The sequence below is a fragment of the Enterobacter sp. D2 genome (assembly GCF_034427575.1).
Taxonomy (GTDB): domain Bacteria; phylum Pseudomonadota; class Gammaproteobacteria; order Enterobacterales; family Enterobacteriaceae; genus Enterobacter; species Enterobacter cloacae_M.
The window spans coordinates 23,147-43,672 of sequence record NZ_JAXQPP010000002.1; the positions used below are offsets into that span (position 1 = coordinate 23,147).

Genomic DNA, 20,526 nt, shown 5'->3' on the forward strand with positions numbered 1-20,526 from the left:
ACTGTATGAAAACACAGTTATGGTTTTTCATACAGGAAAACAATTATGCTGGCACAACTGACCATCAGCAACTTTGCCATTGTTCGTGAGCTTGAGATCGATTTCCACAGCGGCATGACGGCGATCACCGGGGAAACCGGTGCAGGTAAATCCATTGCCATTGATGCCCTCGGCTTGTGCCTTGGCGGCCGCGCAGAGGGCGACATGGTGCGCATGGGCGCAAACCGTGCCGATCTGTGCGCCCGCTTCTCCCTGAAAGACACCCCTGCAGCCCAGCGCTGGCTGGAGCAAAACCAGCTTGAAGATGGACGTGAGTGTTTACTTCGCCGCGTGATCAGCAGCGACGGTCGTTCACGTGGCTTTATCAACGGCACGGCGGTCCCGCTCTCCCAGCTTCGCGAACTCGGCCAGCTGCTTATCCAGATCCACGGTCAGCACGCGCATCAGCAACTCGTCAAACCTGAACAGCAGAAAGCGCTGCTCGATGGCTACGCGGGTGAGTACGCGCTTACTCAGCTTATGGCGGAACACTATCGCCAGTGGCATCAGAGCTGCCGTGAACTTGCCCAGCACCAGCAGCAAAGCCAGGAGCGCGCCGCACGTGCGGAGCTGCTTGCGTACCAGCTTAAAGAGCTGAACGAATTCAACCCGCAGCCGGGTGAGTTTGAGCAAATCGACGAAGAGTACAAGCGCCTGGCGAACAGCGGTCACCTGCTCTCAACCAGCCAGAATGCGCTCAACCTGCTGGCGGATGGTGAAGACGTGAACCTACAAGGGCAGCTGTATAACGTCCGCCAGCTCATTACCGAACTGGTCGGCATGGACAGCAAGCTTTCAGGCGTCCTGGATATGCTGGAAGAAGCGGCGATTCAGATCTCCGAAGCCAGTGACGAACTGCGCCACTACTGTGAACGTCTGGATCTCGATCCGAACCGTCTGTTTGAGCTGGAGCAGCGCATTTCCCGTCAAATTTCACTGGCGCGCAAGCACCACGTCACGCCGGAAGAGCTGCCAGAATTCTATCAGTCTCTGCTGGAAGAACAGCAGCAGCTTGACGATCAGGCTGACTCGCAGGAGACCCTCTCTCTCGCGGTGAACCTGCACCATGAACAGGCGCTGGCGACAGCGCAAAAGCTGCATGAAATCCGTCAGCATTACGCTCAGGAGCTAAGCCAGCACATCACCGACAGCATGCACACGCTGGCGATGCCGCACGGTATCTTCACCATCGATGTTCGCTTTGAAGAGAACCACCTGACGGCAGAAGGTGCGGACCGCATCGAGTTCCGCGTCACTACCAACCCGGGGCAGCCGTTGCAGGCTATCTCCAAAGTGGCATCCGGCGGTGAACTGTCGCGTATTGCACTGGCGATTCAGGTGATTACCGCGCGTAAAATGGAAACCCCGGCGCTGATTTTCGATGAAGTGGATGTCGGTATCAGCGGCCCAACGGCGGCGGTGGTGGGTAAACTGCTGCGCCAGCTAGGCGAATCAACGCAGGTGATGTGTGTGACTCACCTGCCGCAGGTCGCGGGCTGTGGTCATCATCACTTTATCGTCAGCAAAGAAACCGACGGTGAAATGACCGAAACGCATATGAAGCCGCTGGATAAACGTGCGCGTCTGCAGGAGCTGGCTCGCCTGCTCGGCGGCAGCGAAGTCACCCGTAATACGCTCGCGAACGCGAAAGAACTGCTGGCGGCATAAACTTTTTCGGGATCTCAGGGTCATACAGAACAACAAAAACGCCGCCAGACCGGTTTCAAAGTGGGGCAAGGTCTATTATCATCGGCATATTACATATGAGCCGCGTTCTGCTCGGGCCCGAAAAGGAATCAAATCACTATGCGTTGTAAAATGCTGACCGCTGCCGCAGCGGTTCTTCTGATGTTGACCGCAGGCTGTTCCACTCTGGAGAAAGTGGTTTACCGTCCTGACATCAATCAGGGGAACTACCTTACCCCTAACGATGTGTCCAAAATCCGTGTGGGGATGACACAACAGCAGGTCGCTTATGCACTGGGAACCCCGATGATGTCCGATCCGTTCGGCACTAACACCTGGTTCTATGTATTCCGTCAGAAGCCGGGCCACGAAGATGCGACCCAGCAGACCCTGACGCTGACCTTCAGCAGCGCCGGTGTGTTGACCAACATCGACAACAAGCCTGCCCTGACCAAGTAATCAGAAATGCAAAAAGGTGCTCATTGAGCACCTTTTTGTTTTTCTTTTATCCCCTCGCCCCTGTGGGGAGAGGGTCAGGGTGAGGGGAAAACACGCTACTTACCCGCTTTCTCCGCACGCTGACGACGCAGCTCTTTCGGGTCGGCAATCAGCGGACGATAAATCTCCACTCGGTCGCCCTCTTTCAGCACATCACCCAGCTTCACCGGACGGCTATAAATCCCGACCTTATTTTTCGCCAGGTCAATATCGCTGCGAAGTTCGAGGATGCCGGACGCGCGGATAGCCGCCTCAACGGTTGCCCCCTCTTCCAGCGTCACGCGCTGCAGATACTGCTTCTCCGGCAGCGCGTAGACCACTTCTACAGCAATCTTATGCGACACTGTAAACCTCTTTGGCGCGGGTGGTGAACGCCTGAACCATATTCGAAGCCAGCTCTTTAAAGATGCGGCCAAACGCCAGCTCAATCAGCTTATTGGTAAATTCAAAGTCCAGCTGGAACTCGATGCGACAGGCGTCAGCACTCAGCGGCGTAAACTTCCAGCCCCCCATCAGGGTTTTAAACGGACCATCCACCAGATGCATCAAAATACTCTGATTGCTGGTCAGCGTATTGCGGGTGGTGAACGTCTTGCTGATCCCCGCTTTGGAGACATCCACCGCCGCGGTCATCTGCGTCGGGCCGGACTCCAGAATGCGGCTCCCGGTGCATCCCGGAATAAATTCTGGATAAGACTGAACATCGTTCACTAACTGATACATTTGTTCCGCGCTGTAAGGCACGAGCGCAGTACGGCTAATCTGAGGCATAGCATTTCCCATGGTCACACAACGGACAAATAATAACATTTATCACCTGTTAAAAAAACGCTAAGCCTCATCTCGTGCTAAGATAGCGCGTTAGACCTCACAGGACGCAATGAGGTGACTTTTTGAAATCAGATTACCGACGGCTTTACGACACTTATGACGAAGAAAAAAGCACATAAACCAGGCTCGGCGACCATTGCGCTCAACAAGCGTGCTCGCCACGAGTATTTCATTGAAGAAGAATTCGAAGCTGGCCTTGCGTTGCAGGGCTGGGAAGTAAAATCGCTGCGCGCCGGGAAAGCCAACATCGGCGATAGCTACGTGATCCTGAAAGATGGCGAAGCCTTCCTGTTCGGCGCGAACTTTACGCCGCTTACCGTCGCCTCCTCACACTACGTGTGTGACCCAACGCGCACCCGCAAGCTGCTGCTGAACAAGCGTGAGCTGGAATCCCTCTACGGACGCATCAACCGTGAAGGTTTCACCGTGGTAGCCCTGTCGCTGTACTGGAAAAACGCATGGTGCAAAGTGAAAGTTGGCGTCGCGAAAGGTAAAAAACAGCACGACAAACGTACTGACCTGAAAGAGCGCGAGTGGCAGCTTGATAAAGCGCGCATTATGAAAAACGCAGGACGTTGATTCTGCACACTTATTGTACTATTCAATAAGTTAGCGTTCCGGGCTGGTATCCAGGAAGTGAAATCTGGTATACTTAGTTCAACACTATTGGGGCTGATTCTGGATTCGACGGGATTTGCGAAACCCAAGGTGCATGCCGAGGGGCGGTTTGCCTCGTTAAAAGCCGCAAAAAAATAGTCGCAAACGACGAAAACTACGCTTTAGCAGCTTAATAACCTGCTCTGAGCCCTCTCTCCCTAGCTTCCGCTCTTAAGACGGGGATCAAAGAGAGGTCAAACCCAAAAGAGATCGCGTGGAAGCCCTGCCTGGGGTTGAAGCGTTAAAACTAATCAGGCTAGTTCGTTAGTGGCGTGTCTGTCCGCAGCTGGCGTGCGAATGTAAAGACAAACTAAGCATGTAGTACCGAGGATGTAGAAATTTCGGACGCGGGTTCAACTCCCGCCAGCTCCACCAAAATTCTCCATCGGTGATTACCAGAGTCATCCGATGAAGTCCTAAGAGCCCGCATGGCGCAAGCCCTGCGGGCTTTTTTGTGCCTGCAATTTGTCCCGCGAAGTCTGATGCCAACTAATTAAATCCGAACCTTTTAGGCCCATTGATAGGCCCAACGAAAAGCTCTATTGTTTTCGTTGGGCCTAAACGCATGGAGACTCACCATGGCAAGAAAAACCAAACCGTTAACCGATACGGAAATCAAAGCCGCCAAACCTAAAGATGCCGATTACCAGCTGTATGATGGTGACGGGCTTACTCTATTAATCAAGCCCAGTGGTAGTAAGCTCTGGCAGTTCCGTTACTATCGACCGCTGACAAAACAGCGAACCAAACAGAGCTTCGGTGCCTACCCTGCTATATCCCTTTCTGATGCGCGTAAACTCAGAGCTGAATCTCGAGTTTTGTTGGCGAAAGACATTGATCCTCAGGAACATCAGAAAGAACAGGTAAGAAATTCTCAAGAGGCTAAAACCAACACTTTCTTGCTAGTTGCCCAGCGTTGGTGGAATGTGAAGAAAGCCAGCGTAACAGAAGACTATGCCGACGATATCTGGCGCTCACTTGAGAGAGATATTTTTCCAGCAATCGGTGATATCAGTGTCACTGAGATTAAGGCTCATACTTTGGTTAAAGCAGTGCAGCCGGTTCAGGCCAGAGGCGCATTAGAGACAGTCCGACGCCTTTGTCAGCGTATTAACGAAGTCATGATTTATGCGCAGAACACAGGCCTGATTGATGCAGTTCCCAGTGTAAATATCGGAAAAGCGTTCGAGAAACCGCAAAAGAAAAACATGCTGAGTATCCGTCCGGATCAGCTTCCACAGTTAATGCAAACAATGCGTACAGCAAGTATCAGTGTGTCAACGCGGTGCTTGTTCATGTGGCAGCTTCTCACCATAACCCGCCCTGCCGAAGCTGCTGAGGCTCGATGGGATGAGATCGATTTCAATGCTAGCGAATGGAAAATTCCTGCAGCTCGAATGAAGATGAACCGGGACCATACAGTTCCACTATCCGAGGAGGCTCTCTCTATTCTGGAAATGATGAAGTCACTCAGTGGTGGCCGAGAATTTATTTTTCCCAGTCGCATTAAGCCTACCCAGCCGATGAACAGCCAGACAGTGAATGCAGCCCTTAAGCGTGCTGGCTTAGGAGGCGTTCTGGTATCACACGGTTTACGTTCTATCGCTAGTACGGCACTCAATGAGGAAGGATTTCCTTCTGATGTCATTGAAGCAGCACTGGCTCATGTAGACAAAAATGAGGTACGTCGCGCTTATAACCGCAGTGATTACCTTGAGCAACGGCGACCGATGATGCAATGGTGGGCTGATTTTGTTATGGCTGCTGATCGCCGAAGTATGATTGAGGGAGGTATGAGAGGAATGCGTTTAGCGGGTTAACGGATAATTAATGACGGTTCCCACTTTAGTAGTGGGCCGAATGAGACTTTATATTTCAAGCGGAAGTTAATAGTTTTAGAAATCAAGCTAATTAGCATAATATCTCTTAATTGAAGGGATATGGAACTGCAGAAATAAATGAACACACGGCAGTATGCGCAAAAATCAATCTTCGATCTGGAAGCAATCTTCGAGCAGTCCAGCAACAATGTTAGTGAACTTGAAGTGTTGTTGAGCGAGCTGACCTTTCGCAACACTGCCAGGGCGCGGACGCTGACGGCTAAAATCGAGCAATCGCTATTGGCACTTAGCGGCCACAGTGTAGTCGCCATCTCGGCTTCCAGCACATCAATACGCCATCCCGATTCGGTGTCCATACAATCTTCACGAGTTGTGCCCCACAATTCGCCTGTAGCGAAAGAGCAACTGCAACCGAAGAGCATCCCAGACTCTGCCATGCGAGAGCAATTCGACAAAGACCAAATCGATCTAGGCCCGCTCCCGTCTTTTTCTCCACCAAATAAGACGAATGATGCGCGAGCAATACTGGCAGCATGGACAGCCCTCGAAGCACTGTCGCCTCAAGGTTATAAACGCCCAGAGGATATGGCAACGGGCAACCGCTCCAGGGTTGCTCTATTGGAGCGAGGTGTTCCATGGGGACCAAATGCCCGCAGCAAGCCCAGTTATAAGCTTTATTTCGAGGTCGTCCTCGGCTCCATCGCTCTCGACAAGGCGACGGACGAGCTGGTCAAGGTTTTTGGCGAGGATGAGGAGAGTTCACGCCCGGACGGTAAGAAAGCAGCCATCGGCTCGATCCTGATCGACAAGGAAGGTTATGTGCTTGAGGACAAAGGCGTCGCCGTTTCCAGTTTTGCCTGGGCACTCAAACCGGCTCTCGATCTGAAGCTTGGGAGCTTAGGGAATTGGCCGAATGTTGAGCCGCGCATTATCGAGCATCTGGATCGCATGGTTCGCCGCCACAACGAGGATGGAGAACCCATACCGATCGATTTGGATGTCGTTCTTAACACTTATAAATGGCTTGTGTCTCAGTTCGATGTACCCGAGCATTTGGTTGAGCCACCCACATTCGCGATTAAGGTGTTTCAGCATTTCAAGGCCAAGGCGCCGCCTGAACCTTCGTTACTGAATTCCTTCTATCTTGAAGATCTCGGTGAAGCAACAAAATTGCTCGAGACGGGCAAAGCCGGAACCGGTTTGCGCCGCTACATGGGAATTGGCAGGCCTGAACGGAAAATCGACGTGCTATCGCCCATTTCCGCAGTTGAGCCATTCGTCGCACCGTCGCTCATGCCGCAGGCTCGTTGGCCTTCGAAAGGCGGCCATCCATTGGTACTGCTTCAACAGGCTGCCGTGAATGCGGCGCGTGCTGAGCTGAATGATGCACCAGGTATCATCGGCGTCAATGGGCCTCCTGGAACCGGAAAGACCACTCTTCTCCGGGATATCGTCGTTGGGTGCATTCTCGATCGGGCCACGGCGATGTCCGGCTTCAACAAACCGCAGGATGCCTTTTCCACCACAGGCGAGAAGCTGGCATTCGGCTCCAATGCCTTCCTACACTTCTACAAGTTACATGCATCCTTAAAGGGCCATGAGATCGTCGTAGCTTCCTCCAATAACAAAGCGGTCGAGAACGTCAGTAAAGAACTTCCTCTCAAGGAAGCCAATGGTCGCCATGAACAGATCGCCTATTTTCGGTCCATCAGCGACCTGATAGCGAACCCCAAACGCGCCGGCTATTTCGAAGCCGAAGCCGAGGCCGACATCCCCTCCGACCCTGTCGAAACCTGGGGATTGATCGCCGCGGCTCTCGGCAAAAGCAGCAACCGAGGCGCGTTCCAGCAAGGTTTCTGGTGGAATGAAGACGGTGGTTTCCTTACCTACCTGAAAGCAGCTCGCGGCTTAAACGTCTTGCGTGAGATCAAAGATGAACAAACTGGCGAAATCATCGATCGCGTGATGCCCAGCGTGGTCGTCAATGAGCGGCCCAGCACCAACGAAGCGGACGCTTTAGCGGCCTGGCGGAAAGCACGAACCGTTTTCCTTAAACTCAAGGAGACGGTAGACGCCGAAATCGCCAGCATCGAAGAGATGCGACGGGATATCCAGGCACTCAAGGGAGCGACTACTGAACTACAAAGGGTGGAACAGCGTCGTCCGAGTCTGATTGAAGCTGTCGAAGAGGCACATCAGACTGCTGAATCCTACCAATGGGAGCATGAGAAGGCAAAATCGCAGATCGAGCAGGACAAGATCATGCTCAACAGCCATCTTGCTTGCCGTCCAGGTTTCTTCTCCCGTTTGTTCGCAACTGCGGCCTGGAAGTCGTGGAAATCGACACTGCAGAAGCTCTCGGCGACCTTGCAGCAATCAGTCTTACGGGCGCAGGAGACAGACGGTGCCCTGGAGCTTGCAAGGACTAAGTGGAGCAATATTAAGTCCCAGTTACAGCAACTCGACCAGGAAATTTCCAGCAAATGTCAGGCTGTCTCGAAATTGAAGGCAACCGAGGCAGAGGCACGCAACCGCATGGGAGACAGGGTCGTTGATGAGAGATTCTTCGAGCGCGAGCACGAGGCTATCCACCTGACTGCGCCATGGCTTCCCGATGAGGTTCATCACCTGCGAGAGGATCTTTTCGCCGCTGCCCTGACTGTGCATAAAACGTTCATTGATGCTTCGGCCAGCCGCTTGCAACACAATCTTGGGCTATTGATGTCAGGCATGGTGGCTGGTGCCTTCCAGTCTTCCGCTCACCGTGAACTTCTCCCCGACCTTTGGTCGAGCCTTTTCATGGTTGTGCCTACCGTGTCCACGACATTCGCCTCTGTTCGGACGATGTTCGGGGATCTGCCACCAGAGAGCATTGGCTGGCTTCTTGTAGATGAAGCGGGCCAGGCCGTTCCTCAGGCAGCAGTTGGAGCTATCATGCGGGCAAAGCGCTCCATCGTGGTAGGTGACCCGTTGCAAATCCCACCTGTAGTTTCACTTCCTGAAAAGCTGAACGCCGAAATCTGCAAGTTCTTTGACATTGACCAAGTCGAATGGTCTGCCCCCGCAGCATCTACGCAGACCCTTGCTGATCAGGCATCACGCTTCAAATCCACCTTCGTCATGGACGTAGGTGATCGAGAAGTCGGGCTGCCACTCCTCGTTCACAGGCGTTGTCAGAACCCAATGTTCGATGTTTCTAACTCCATCGCCTATGCCGGGCAGATGGTCCATGCTGTCGGGCCTAAAAGACCTGGATCTATCGGCTCGGCATTGGGGATATCTCGCTGGGTGGATATCAATGGCGATGCTGAGACGAAGTGGTGTCCCGATGAGGGCGAAGCGGTTGTACGAATGCTAAAAGAGCTGGCAGCATCAGGCATTACAAATCCAGACGTATTTATCATTACACCATTCAAAATCGTAGAGCAGAACATGCGTCGGCGTCTCGACAGAGAAACCGACCTGCTGCGAACGTTCGGCGTAAAGTTGGATGAGTGGTGCCGTGATCGTGTAGGCACGATCCACACGTTCCAGGGCCGAGAGGCGGACACGGTCATCCTGTTGCTGGGTGCGCCAAAAGCGAGTCAGCAAAGGGCGCGTCAGTGGGCGGCAAGCCCGCCAAACATAATCAATGTAGCCGTCTCACGCGCCAAGCAAAACCTGTATGTGGTCGGCTCGGTTGCTGCATGGGCAGGGGCGGGAACTAGTCTGCAGGTCCTACATCGGCAATTGGCGTAATCAGGCTGACAATCTCAGAGGTGGCCCTCATTGATGAGGGCGCATCGCGAACAATCTGCAACCTACTTCAGTATCAAACCGGTTACTATATGTCAAAAACTGACATTGCTCACATAATAGTCTAGCAGTCATTATCCACCGCCCATCCTAGCTTGATAATTCTTACAGCTCCCCTTATATCCACACTGAGGAATAACCTCTGACAATGCTAAGGAGCACGATTATGGGGCTTAAACCTGGTCCAAAACCAATTGCAAAATCAACAGGAAAACCCGATCAACGCAGGCGTGATAATAAGGATACACCCGGCAATACCCCAGGACTGAAACCAAGCAAATCAACTGGGAAGTAATTCTTCAAGGGTATGGATAATTAATCTATACCCTTATCTCATCTAATCTGTCTGCTTTAGCCCGTTTAGTGCCAGAAGCGGAACTTGCTTACATCGTGCTATGTTAGTTTGCCGGAAGCATGTCATCCATTCCTCGCTCAGAGCGAACCATCCTTGATCCTTAGTGTTTAATTTTTTACATCAGCCACCAGAAATGCCGCGTCTGGTGAGTCGGCGAAGCTTACCGGCCTGTCGGTTACTGCAGTCGGGCTGACACCCCGGCAACGCCGGGGAGCTGAAGGGGGCACTAGGTATGATGACTGTGATGACTCTTATGTCTTGAATACATAGTCAATAATCACACCTTTAATCAATGTCATTTTGTTCAATAGTTGATCACCCTTCAGAAGCCTGCAGTTAAATGCTCTTTTTCAGAGATCGTCTGGGAATTAAAAAAATTTGGTTCTTCAGTTTAACTGAAGTCTGATTGATATTATTTTACAATCTTTTATTTAATATTAATATCAATTAGTTAAATAGAATAAGTCGTTAATGAATTCCATAATCTGCAATAAACACTGTCTTCTTGAACAGTATCCTCTGACGTGATAGCTTCAAAACATTACTGTTATTTGGGAGGAATCTCATGGCGACTTCTGTATTGGCTAACTGGCACGGTCATGATTATCAGGCTCGGTATTTCTGGATTGAGGCATCCCGGCTTAAAAATCCCCAACAAGATTTCGTCATAGAAGTTTCCTATGAAGCCGATGGCCCTAAAGCCTTTGATGACGTGATTACGCGTTATAACCCCCCCCGCCGCAGCACCGGACCCGATCGGATTCAGGCCGATTACTATCAAATTAAGTTTCACGTTACACAAGCCGCTAGCTTCGGATTCGAGGACCTAATTGACCCTGCATTCATTGGTGCTGAAACCTTCTCGATCCTTGAAAGACTAAAACAGGCAAAAGCAACTGAGCCTGCCAACTCCGCTTTTCACCTTGTCACGACAGATCGAATTATCGATGAGGACCTGCTTGGTGAAATAATCAGCAATGTGGATGGCTCAATACGACTCGATAAGTTGTTTGATGGCACGACCGACAGGAGCCGTAAGGGAAAGGTTCGCAAGCTTTGGCGCCAACATCTTAAGCTTTCCACAGACCAGGAGCTGGAGCAGGTGCTTTCTGGTTTTCATATTCAGCAGTCACAGCCCACGCTTGAAGCGATGCGTGAAAAAGTTAATACCTGCTTCCAGATCATTGGCTTGATAACCTGCGAAACAAGTTCGGACTTCCGTTTCGATGGCGCTGCGCGTGCCTTACGCAGTCAGGAACGTTATCGCTTTACCCGAGAGCAATTCACAGCCCTTTGCGAGGAAGAGAACTGGATCAGATCGGAAGCACCTGAAAGCTTCAGAAATGTTGCGCTACGCTCTTTCAGCGATGGGCCACTGGACATCATGGATGCGCTTCCGGAACACACACTCTCCCTGCTTTCTCTCTTCGAAGGTCGATTTCCCTCCCCGGGCATTGAGTGGAATGATGTTATTAAGCCCCAAGTAGAAACCTTCCTCACAGGTATAAGGCAGACGGAGCGTAAAGTTCGGCTGTATCTAAATACCCACAGCTCCATTGCAATGCTTGCCGGCAAATGTCTTGGTCACAAGTCGGGCGTAGAAATCGAACTGGTCCAGAAAGGGAGAATGGGCGACTCCATCTGGTCTGAGAACGAATCGCAGGATGAACCTGATGCGGTTATCGAAACCGAGACTGTCGGAACCGGAAGCGATGTCGCTGTAGTGCTCAGCATCGCGAGAAATGCGCTGCCAAAAGCACGCGCATACATACTCGAAAATCAGCCTGAAATAGGACGTATCATTCACGTTACCCCCGCAAACGGGCACGGGCAACGATCTGTGAAAAACGGTTCACATGCCGTAGCGCTTGCCGAACAGGTATCCGATGTAGTCATGGATGCAGATTTACCGGTTGAGGCAAGCCTGCATATTTTCAGCGCTGCGCCAAATGCCGTTAATTTTTATCTTGGCCAGCACACGGATTTTCTGGGGACATGCGTCTTTTACGAGTTTGACTTTCAACGCCAACGAGATGGCTCCTACCTTCCTTCATTTAAGGTTTAATCACCATGGAACTTCAACCTCAGTTCAACGAATTTTTAGCAAATATCAGGCCGACTGATACACAGAAGGAGGACTGGAAAAGTGGTGCTAGGACATTGCGCGAGCGCCTGAAGAATTTCGAACCACTCAAGGAAATTGTCGTATCAACGTTCCTGCAGGGCAGCATTCGTCGTTCAACGGCAATCCGTCCGCTCGGCGATAAGCGCCCTGATGTTGATATTGTCGTGGTGACCAATCTTGATCATACCCGGATGTCTCCCACTGATGCAATGGACCTGTTCATCCCATTCCTCGAAAAGTATTACCCAGGTAAATGGGAAACTCAGGGGCGCTCTTTTGGTATTACCCTCTCCTATGTCGAACTGGACCTGGTGATCACCGCCATCCCAGAGTCAGGGGCAGAAAAAAGCCATCTTGAGCAGCTCTATAAGTCAGAGTCAGTTCTGACTGTTAATTCTCTGGAAGAGCAAACTGATTGGCGCCTGAATAAAAGCTGGACCCCCAATACGGGATGGTTGTCTGAGAGCAACAGTGCGCAGGTAGAGGACGCCCCCGCTTCAGAATGGAAAGCGCACCCGTTAGTGCTTCCTGACAGAGAAAAGAATGAGTGGGGCCGGACACATCCACTCGCGCAGATCAGATGGACCGCCGAGAAAAACCGTCTTTGCAACGGTCACTACATCAACCTTGTCAGGGCGGTGAAATGGTGGCGACAGCAGAACAGCGAAGACCTGCCGAAATATCCTAAAGGCTATCCGCTGGAACATCTGATTGGAAATGCGCTGGATAATGGCACCACATCAATGGCCCAGGGGCTTGTTCAACTGATGGACACTTTTTTATCGCGCTGGGCAGCCATTTACAATCAGAAAAGTAAGCCGTGGTTGTCAGATCACGGGGTTGCAGAGCATGACGTGATGGCGCGCTTAACAGCCGAAGATTTCTGTTCATTTTATGAGGGTATTGCGGGTGCGGCGGAAATTGCCCGTAACGCGCTGGCGTCTGAGGAGCCTCAGGAAAGCGCACAACTCTGGCGCCAACTGTTCGGATCCAAGTTTCCTTTACCCGGCCCTCAGGGCGGCGATCGCAACGGTGGATTTACAACGCCAAGTAAACCAGCAGAACCACAGAAAACCGGACGCTTCGCTTGAGTACAGTCGTTCAGCAAGTGCCAGCAGAGCTGCGGGCAGCGCTCACCCTGATCAATAATGATCCCAGGATGCGGACGAACAATGCCTGGGCGCTCTCTGCTGACAAAAGATGGTCGCTAAAATTCACCGCAGAGCTTTCCGTACCCTGTTCTAGCTTCATGCCAGACAACAGCGTCTGGCATCTGGTCCTCTGGCAGGAAGAAACCCTGATACGCATAGAGGTTTATCCCGATAAATCGGAAGGTATTTCAGCCACGTTTCAGCACCAAAACTACAACTTTTCAGATGCGTCTACCCGTAAATGGACCTCAGGAAATCCGTGCCTTGAGAATACGCCCACCGTATTTGGTCGTAACTTATGGGGGCTGGAACCCGAAGCATTACTCGACAGAATCAGCTGGCGACTCAGCAGGCTGCTGCTCTGGATTGACGCCGCTGCACAGGAAAAACTGGCCACAATCGGGGATGCTGTTGAACTCCCCGCCTTCCCCGATCAGTCACCCTTTACCGTGATCGGTTTTAGCGAACAGATTGATGATCTCCCCTTCTGGGCATCGAAAACAGGAGAATGGGGGTTTGCAAGCAGCACTGGATTGCCCGGCGCGCACGGCACCCTTTTTTTGCGTGAGTTTTTTGATAACAAAGGAAAGCTAATCCGGACAACCAAATGGTCCCCGTTCATGCGCAAAGGCGTGAGAACTACGAACGCAGTGTGGTCTGTTTTGCCTACCCTCCCCGTTCTGGCTCCTTGGCAGGCACCCAGGACCTGGCTGGAGCTCAGCAATTGCTTCGCACAATGCGGGTTATCACTGCCGGACCTCTTTTCAGATATTGGCCGTTCTGTCAGAGCCCTGCGCAAGCAACGCGCGCCCGGATTACTCTTGCTGGGTTTTCCGCTGGAAAACAAAATCGGAGATGAGCCAGCGCGCATTCACTGGCTGGCGCTGCGTCTGGCCGGCCTCAGTAATACAATGACAAAACGCCCCGGATTCCGCCCAACGGAACGGAATCGTAGAACCTGGGATCGCGAACAGCCACTTTCACAGGAGCCCATCAGGTGGGTGAGGACGCAGAACTGGGCTGCCGACCAGCTCAGAACACGTGGCGAAGCAGCCAACGACATTCGCAGCAAAAAGGTGTTGATAATCGGTGCTGGCTCACTGGGCAGCATGATTGCAGAAAACCTGATGCGCATAGGTGTTGTCAGCCAAGGCATTCTGGACGCAGACCTCCTACAGACAGGAAATCTGAGCCGTCACGCCCTGACAATGACGTCAGTTGGCCATAACAAAGCGGCCGCGCTGGTTGAACATCTGAATCGAATTCTGCCTGACGCAAGTGCACGTTCATTCAGCTGCGCGTTTCCCCCTGAGAGTGAGGTCGCAAAAAACTCACTGCGTCAGTATGACGTGATCATTGATTGTACCGGTGATGATGGTGTTCTTAAGTCATTGGCGGCATTTGACTGGCAAAGTGAAAAAATATTTATCAGCCTGGCTATGACATGGCGGGCTGAAGGTTTATTTGCATTTGCTGCCAGTGAAACAACTTTTCCGGTAACGGATGCTTCCAGCCGCTTCGACGCCTCGGCGTCACCTGAGATCGACATGGATGAGGCGAGAATAGAAGGCATCGGGTGCTGGCATCCTGTATTTCCGGCCCGTGCCGATGACGTACAGTTATGGGCGGCCGTCGGTACAAAATTCATTTGCCGGGTGGTCAGTGCGCCAGGGAGAATCTATGAATATTTTAAGCAGATGCCTGATGGCACTGTCGAGAGAGAGCCGCATGAGTATTAAAGATGTGACTTTTTCGAGTGAGGGTGCTCTTTATACGGTCGTCATTAGCTCCTCAACCATTGAGCAGATGGTTTCCGAATGTCTTAAAGCTGGAGTAAATGAAACAGGTGGCATTCTGATTGGCTCATACAGCGAAGACAGTTCTACGGCAATGATCGTGGAAGCCACGACCCGGCCAGCGGATTCACTCGCTGGCCGGACGACATTTCAACGGGGCGTCAGAGGGCTGAGGCCTTTACTTCATGCCCGATGGAAAACGGGATTGTATTATGTTGGTGAGTGGCATTTTCATCCAAGAGGCTCACCCGAGCCAAGTGGGGATGATTTCAGGTCCATGACAAGCATTGCAGCGAACTCTGACTACCAGTGCCTGGAGCCTGTAATGATTATACTTGGAGGGGAGCCGGCAGGCTCATACAGTCTGAGCGCCAGTGTATTCCCAAGGGGAGACGTCCCCATCAGACTGCGAGAGGTGCTGCTTTAATATCCGTCCCCTTCGTTTTCCATCAGATCATGGTCTTCAGGCCTGAAACACCACTTTTTTTGCGGCCCGGCGGAGTCGCGCTCTGCCGGTTCGCGCAGTCGACAGATACTCAGGCTGGCCAGCGAACCGAAGCGTTCATTGTGTGGGGCATCACTTAATCATCGGTCCCATGAACTATTTCCGTTGAGATGCTTGACACAAACACACACGTTTATAAAACCGCTTTCCGGAACAAGAAGACGCGGGATTGCAGGAATGATCGCTTTCAGAGCGACCATTATCAGACCATAAAGCCTGTGTCATTACCATCTGCCCCGCAGTTGATTCAAAAGAATGCTGTCATCACTGTCCGCTTTTCGCTCATAGCAGCCCTAAGCTCTTCCTGCGGCGGCTTAGAGCGAACCGGGTTAACCAAGACTGAATATTTTAAAACGCAATCAACCGCCTACTGCGCATAGGCTTTGATCTTTGCCGTTTGCATAGGTGTAAATTAAGTTGTCTAATTTAATGCAAACAATTGTCGGTCGGTATAGACTCATTGCATATACGGAGGTATAAATTATGACCACATATCGCATGCCTGCGCTTACTGCCGAAGAGATTCGCAGCATCGGTGAAAAAGCCGTTGCGGATGTAGCTCGTCAGAAGATTACTACGACAAAAGTAGAAACTTCTGGCGCACTTAAGTCGCAAGAGAACCGCCATGCTAAAGGTAGAAAAGCGGTTCATCACAAGGTAACTAACGGACTGGTGAGCCCAGGTGCTTCTAGAGTGCAAAAATCACTCGCTGGTTCAGCCTTATCGCAGTCAGAAGGGCGAAACACGCGTGCTTCTGGAGTGCAAAAATCACTCGCTGGTTCAGTCTTATCGCAGTCAGAAGGGCGAAACTTCTTCAAAGAGGCCTTTAACAAAGCACGCAAAGGCTAAAAAAATATCTTTTGACGCCCCTATATTGGGGCGTTTTATTTTTGTGGTGAGAAATGACGACGCAGCCAAAGAAATGGGTGTTCACTGAACTCGTTAAAGATTCCGACGATCCAGAACAGTTGATAGCCTATGCAATGTATAAAGCCGACAAAGATGACCGCGCCAACCAATGCCGCTTGCGTAGAATGACTGATGTTCGGGTTAATACTGAGCTTGAAAGCTTTCATGATGGTATCGCTTATTCCGAGCGTCAGTTGGATGATTACCGCGCCAAAGCGCGGAGAGCCGTAGACCAACTGATTTTGACGGTTAGTCAGGGCGTTGAAAGTGCTTATGAACAGCGAATAACAGATATGAAAGCGGCTCATGATGAAGAATTAAAGAAAAAATGGGTTGAATGGGGTGAGAACGCTGCTGTCTATAGCGCCAACTTAACAAAGCCGCATTTTGCGAAGCGGTTTGGTTCCTGGTTCTTAGGTTGGATAAGTGGTGGTGTTTCCGGACTATTGGCTACGGTGGTTACAACCATTATTTTGGTGGGTATCATTTCTCTCGTAAAACCTGGTATTCGCGATACAGCCCGTGATGCACTTAAAAATGGTGTGGACACATTAATTCCCTCATCGCCGATACCGGGTGTAACCGATGTAGGCAATGTAAACGAGCCAAAACAGCCCCAGTAACGGGCTGTTTGAATTCAGCCAGTACCCTAGAATGGAATCAATGGAAATTCTCGCCTACCTATATGACTTTAACGTCCGTTCTTCGCTCAAAGCAGACCTTATGATCTCGATTTCTGGCAGATCCGAGCCAAGAGCAAAAATTGATATTATCAATCGGCCTCAATCTTAGGGGGTACATCTCCCTCTTATTACGTAACCAGTTTACTGAAGATGTTCTTTCAGCCAGGTACACGCGCCTTCAATGTCATACGCTTTTTCCCCAAATCCTTTCGCAAGCAGAAACTCTGGTAAATATTCATCATATTTATCTAAGTACTTTTCTGGAACATTTACAGCAAGATCAAACGCTGAGGGCAAGCCTGATAGCAGCAGGCCTTTAAGGGCCTGTTGAACAGAAGTGATACTTGAGCCGTCAATTTCTATAACTCCAGCCAATGAATTAGCTTTAAAGCCACAACGTATGAGCAAGGCTGTAATCGTATTGACAACCTTATCTCCCATCCAGGGGAGGATGTAACAGTATTGGCCGCTCGTAAGAAAATACTCATTTTGCAGGTTATAACTCTGGAAGTTACGACTGCCTTCCGCAAATAGGCTTCTGGCGGCAGAATCGGCATAATCTACTCTCTTGCTTCCTATTGCTATGCGGTAATCACCTTCCCTATAGATAGCTAGCATTTCCTGACGAACAGCATCATGAACAGACATTCCCCCCCCACTAAATTGTGGTGGCTGACCGCCTTTGGTCGCCTCTACATAGATAACTTTTTTCTCTGTCTCGATCTCTGTCACTTTCCAGCGCCGCCCACCGAAGATGATGTGCTGATCTGGTAGCAGTGGGGAGTCCACAGGCACTGTTCCAAGGGTTCTGTTTCCGGTGACAATGCGGAACTCTTCTGGGGTGTTGAACACGGCATAAAACGTGTAATGGTTAGTCAGTTTCTCCCCCTCTGCCCCAACAACCATTTCTCCACTAGCGAGTTGAGTGAGCAGGCCACATGCCCCCATATGTTTAAGCATGCTTTTGAAATCGCCTATATCCACATTACGGAACGGGCCTGTTTGACATAGCTGTGACCAGAGTTGATCGGCACGAACTCCGCCCCATTGCGCGGTAATTGCAAGAATCTGGTGTAGCAGCGTGGAGTAATGCATCTGCTGGGAATCGGCAGGCTCAAACCATTGTTTAGAGATCATCAATCTAATCATTGCCATCGACTGGACCAACTGCAGCCGTAGGTGGTCAATGATACTGCTAGTCACAGTAAGCTCATTTTCTGTAATTAGCATTCTTAGAACTGATGGGGAGTCGCGTCGCCCAGAACGTCCCATACGCTGACGCAGACTGGAAACAGAATGCGGAGGCGTAACTTGAATAACCGACTTAACCTTACCGATATCAATTCCCAACTCAAGCGTCATTGTACAAACAGCTGTTGTGGGCAAATTTCCTTTCTGAAGACGAGTTTCAAGCGCCTCCCGCAATTCCTTGGCAAGGGAACCATGGTGGGGAAAGAATTCATTGGGAACAATATGTTCCTCACACATGTCGCTCAGCGTTGCCGCAATGCTTTCAGTGCGCTTTCGGCTGTTTGCAAAGACCAAATGAGAGTCGCCACGGCAAAGTCTAAAAATGTCAGCGCAAACGTCATGTTCAGCTGAACTCTGAAGTTCTTCCTCTTTTTGGATCACTCTCTCCAGGTATCCTTTGACCTGTACCTGAAGAGTGGCCGTGCTATTACTATCTGTAACAGTTACGCAGGGGAGTCGTTTGTCCGGGCGCAACATTTCGGGCACTTTCTCCAGTTCCCCCAGCGTGGCACTCAACGCAACGCGGGGAATTGGATTTACCTGGCGACCTAGCACATGGTCAATTCTATTGAGCAGAGAAAGCAGCTGTACACCACGCTCTGAGCCAATAAAAGCATGAAACTCATCAATAACGATGTATGCGACTGAAGAAAACGCCTGTTTGAGCCAGCCCATTGAATTTATGAGCAAAGACTCAAGTGACTCAGGTGTAATCAGTAAAATGCCCGCAGGGTTAGTCCGAGCCTTCTTCTTTTTGCTTTGTGGTACATCCCCGTGCCAGGGAGTCACTGGCATTTCCAATGCATCTCCAAGGCTCTCAAGACGACGGTACTGATCGTTAATCAATGCCTTCAACGGACTGATATAGACGATGCCAAATCCATTCGTGAGATCTGCAACTGCCGAACAGGCAGGAAGAAAGAAAGCCTCTGTTTTACCCGCTGCTGTACCTGCACTGATTAGCACGTCTCGATCACGGGCTAAAATTGCCGGGATAGAACTCTCCTGCAAGGGCCTTAATGTAGACCACCCCTGCTTGTAAACCCACTTACGGACGCGGGGATCGAGGCTATCGTAGGCACTGCTCATAGTTTGAAGTTCGCCAGTCCGTCGTCGTCATCGCTTTCCTCCGTAGTGGCGTCATCCATATCGCTGGGCCTGTCCTCTTCAATCGCCACACCCTCGATTAGAGTTTGCCAGTTCATCGTTCTGTTTTGTTCCAGCACGGCCAGCATGTCCAGGAAACCTTTTATGGTATTACGGGGGGTACGGAAGTAAGCGTCTCCAATGGTTTTACTACAGTGATGCAGAAATCCAGTCAGTGCCTCATCTGGTACCAGATAATTCTCTGGATCTCCGCCTGCATAAACATGGCGAAGATTTCTCAGCAAAATATACAGTTCCTCAGGGGTCAGGCTGGCAAGATGCAAAGTGGGGGATGAGTAGTCAATCACTCCTGCTTTTTGCGCGAACCGGTTTTCCGCCAGACGCGACTGGAGAGCCTCATAGCTGTAAAGACCTTTACGCGGATCGAAAAGAAACTCTGGCGTCCCCCCGAGGATAAAACCAATGTTCTCGGCTGAGCCTTGCAGGCAGTCATTCAGAATCCGCAAAATCTGTTCGTAGTTCGCTGTTCTTGCTTGCGTATTATTCAGCTTAAAGAGGTTCACCATTTCGTCGAGGCTGACCAAAAGACCGGCATAGCCTGCCTGGCGGACAAAAAGGCTCATCAACTTTAAAGAATCATAGAATGAAGCGTCTGAGATAATAGTCCGAACGTCTAGATCGTTACGGGCATCAGTTTTGGTGGTGTACTCTCCCCGCAACCAGCGAATGGCATTGGATTTTAGCGTTTCATTATCCTGTTCGTGCCCCCGCCAGAATGCATCAATGACCTTCGCAAAGTCATATCCGCCCACCATATCTGACAGGGCAGCCAGGCGCTTATGAATAACTGATGAAACCTCGGAGCCGTCCGTGTCAGCTTCCTTTCTTGCCTCCGTAACGAACCTTTCAACAACGCTAAGTAACGCATTACCATCAGGCTTGTTTCTGGTGGACATGTTTTTCATAAGCTCTGAGTAGAGATTACGAGCCTGACCTCCCGATGAGTGAATGCGTCTGTCAGGAGAAAGGTCTGCACTGACTGACACCAGCTTCTTCTCTAGCGCAATAGAGCGCACAACACTCAGAAAGAACGTTTTACCAGAACCATATTCACCGATGATAAGTCTGAAGCTTGCACCACCGTCAGCAATCCTCTCAATATCCTGGTGGAGAGCAGTGATTTCATTCACGCGGCCAACCTGGATATGCTGAATGCCTATCCTTGGCGTTACACCTGACTTAAGTGACTGAATAATAGCGTCACGTTCTTTCACTCTTATACGTGTTACAGACATTC

At 50.8% G+C, this 20,526-nt stretch carries 15 protein-coding genes and 1 other RNA gene; 12 read left to right on the forward strand and 4 right to left on the reverse strand.

Annotated elements, in window-relative coordinates:
- Positions 1 to 45: 45 nt before the first annotated feature.
- Together recN and bamE are read left to right on the forward strand one after the other, a co-directional pair.
- Positions 46 to 1,707: a DNA repair protein RecN gene (gene recN / locus SPG90_RS12325; protein WP_126302998.1), complete on the forward strand. Its 1,662-nt coding sequence runs from the start codon at positions 46 to 48 to the stop codon at positions 1,705 to 1,707.
- A gap of 138 nt (positions 1,708 to 1,845) precedes the next feature.
- A complete protein-coding gene (bamE, locus tag SPG90_RS12330; protein WP_008502502.1) occupies positions 1,846 to 2,184 on the forward strand; it encodes an outer membrane protein assembly factor BamE in 339 nt (112 codons plus the stop codon).
- Positions 2,185 to 2,279: 95 nt separating this feature from the next.
- Here bamE and SPG90_RS12335 read toward each other — a convergent pair whose 3' ends face one another.
- Together SPG90_RS12335 and SPG90_RS12340 are read right to left on the reverse strand one after the other, a co-directional pair.
- Entirely contained in the window at positions 2,280 to 2,567 is a 288-nt protein-coding gene (locus tag SPG90_RS12335; RefSeq protein ID WP_023308884.1) for an RnfH family protein, read from the reverse strand.
- Positions 2,557 to 2,994: a type II toxin-antitoxin system RatA family toxin gene (locus SPG90_RS12340; RefSeq protein WP_197671921.1), complete on the reverse strand. Its 438-nt coding sequence runs from the start codon at positions 2,992 to 2,994 to the stop codon at positions 2,557 to 2,559. The genes SPG90_RS12335 and SPG90_RS12340 overlap by 11 nt, the downstream gene beginning before the upstream one ends.
- 156 nt (positions 2,995 to 3,150) lie before the next feature.
- On the opposite strand from SPG90_RS12340, the gene smpB reads away from it, so the two are divergent.
- The 10 genes from smpB (at position 3,151) to SPG90_RS12385 (ending at position 16,811) form a co-directional block, all read left to right on the forward strand.
- Positions 3,151 to 3,633, forward strand: a complete 483-nt coding sequence (gene smpB, locus SPG90_RS12345) for an SsrA-binding protein SmpB (protein WP_008502505.1) — start codon at positions 3,151 to 3,153, stop codon at positions 3,631 to 3,633.
- Positions 3,634 to 3,722: 89 nt separating this feature from the next.
- Positions 3,723 to 4,086: a transfer-messenger RNA gene (gene ssrA, locus SPG90_RS12350) on the forward strand.
- Between the two features lie 203 nt (positions 4,087 to 4,289).
- A complete protein-coding gene (locus SPG90_RS12355) occupies positions 4,290 to 5,531 on the forward strand; it encodes an integrase (RefSeq protein ID WP_322408166.1) in 1,242 nt (413 codons plus the stop codon).
- A gap of 138 nt (positions 5,532 to 5,669) precedes the next feature.
- Positions 5,670 to 9,290 carry a DEAD/DEAH box helicase gene (locus SPG90_RS12360; RefSeq protein WP_322408167.1) on the forward strand — a complete coding sequence of 1,207 codons (3,621 nt, stop codon included), beginning with the start codon at positions 5,670 to 5,672 and terminating at the stop codon, positions 9,288 to 9,290.
- A gap of 977 nt (positions 9,291 to 10,267) precedes the next feature.
- Positions 10,268 to 11,767, forward strand: coding sequence for an SAVED domain-containing protein (locus SPG90_RS12365; protein ID WP_063963735.1), 1,500 nt, complete (start codon positions 10,268 to 10,270; stop codon positions 11,765 to 11,767).
- A 5-nt stretch (positions 11,768 to 11,772) separates the two neighbouring features.
- On the forward strand, positions 11,773 to 12,918 hold the full coding sequence (locus tag SPG90_RS12370; RefSeq protein ID WP_063963736.1) for an SMODS domain-containing nucleotidyltransferase: 1,146 nt from the start codon (positions 11,773 to 11,775) through the stop codon (positions 12,916 to 12,918).
- Positions 12,915 to 14,717, forward strand: coding sequence for a ThiF family adenylyltransferase (locus tag SPG90_RS12375; protein ID WP_322408168.1), 1,803 nt, complete (start codon positions 12,915 to 12,917; stop codon positions 14,715 to 14,717). The genes SPG90_RS12370 and SPG90_RS12375 overlap by 4 nt, the downstream gene beginning before the upstream one ends.
- Complete coding sequence (locus SPG90_RS22385; RefSeq protein ID WP_063963737.1) at positions 14,707 to 15,201, forward strand: Mov34/MPN/PAD-1 family protein; 495 nt, start codon at positions 14,707 to 14,709, stop codon at positions 15,199 to 15,201. Before SPG90_RS12375 ends, SPG90_RS22385 begins: the two co-directional genes overlap by 11 nt.
- Positions 15,202 to 15,762: 561 nt before the next feature.
- The gene (locus tag SPG90_RS12380; protein ID WP_241017426.1) at positions 15,763 to 16,128 is read left to right on the forward strand and encodes a hypothetical protein; all 366 of its coding nucleotides are present in this window, start codon (positions 15,763 to 15,765) and stop codon (positions 16,126 to 16,128) included.
- Between the two features lie 53 nt (positions 16,129 to 16,181).
- Complete coding sequence (locus SPG90_RS12385) at positions 16,182 to 16,811, forward strand: hypothetical protein (protein WP_322408169.1); 630 nt, start codon at positions 16,182 to 16,184, stop codon at positions 16,809 to 16,811.
- A gap of 201 nt (positions 16,812 to 17,012) precedes the next feature.
- On the opposite strand, the gene SPG90_RS12390 is transcribed toward SPG90_RS12385, so the two are convergent.
- Complete coding sequence (locus tag SPG90_RS12390) at positions 17,013 to 19,211, reverse strand: DEAD/DEAH box helicase (RefSeq protein ID WP_221925425.1); 2,199 nt, start codon at positions 19,209 to 19,211, stop codon at positions 17,013 to 17,015.
- On the reverse strand, positions 19,208 to 20,524 hold the full coding sequence (locus tag SPG90_RS12395; protein WP_063963745.1) for an ATP-binding protein: 1,317 nt from the start codon (positions 20,522 to 20,524) through the stop codon (positions 19,208 to 19,210). Before SPG90_RS12395 ends, SPG90_RS12390 begins: the two co-directional genes overlap by 4 nt.
- Positions 20,525 to 20,526 lie beyond the last annotated feature (2 nt).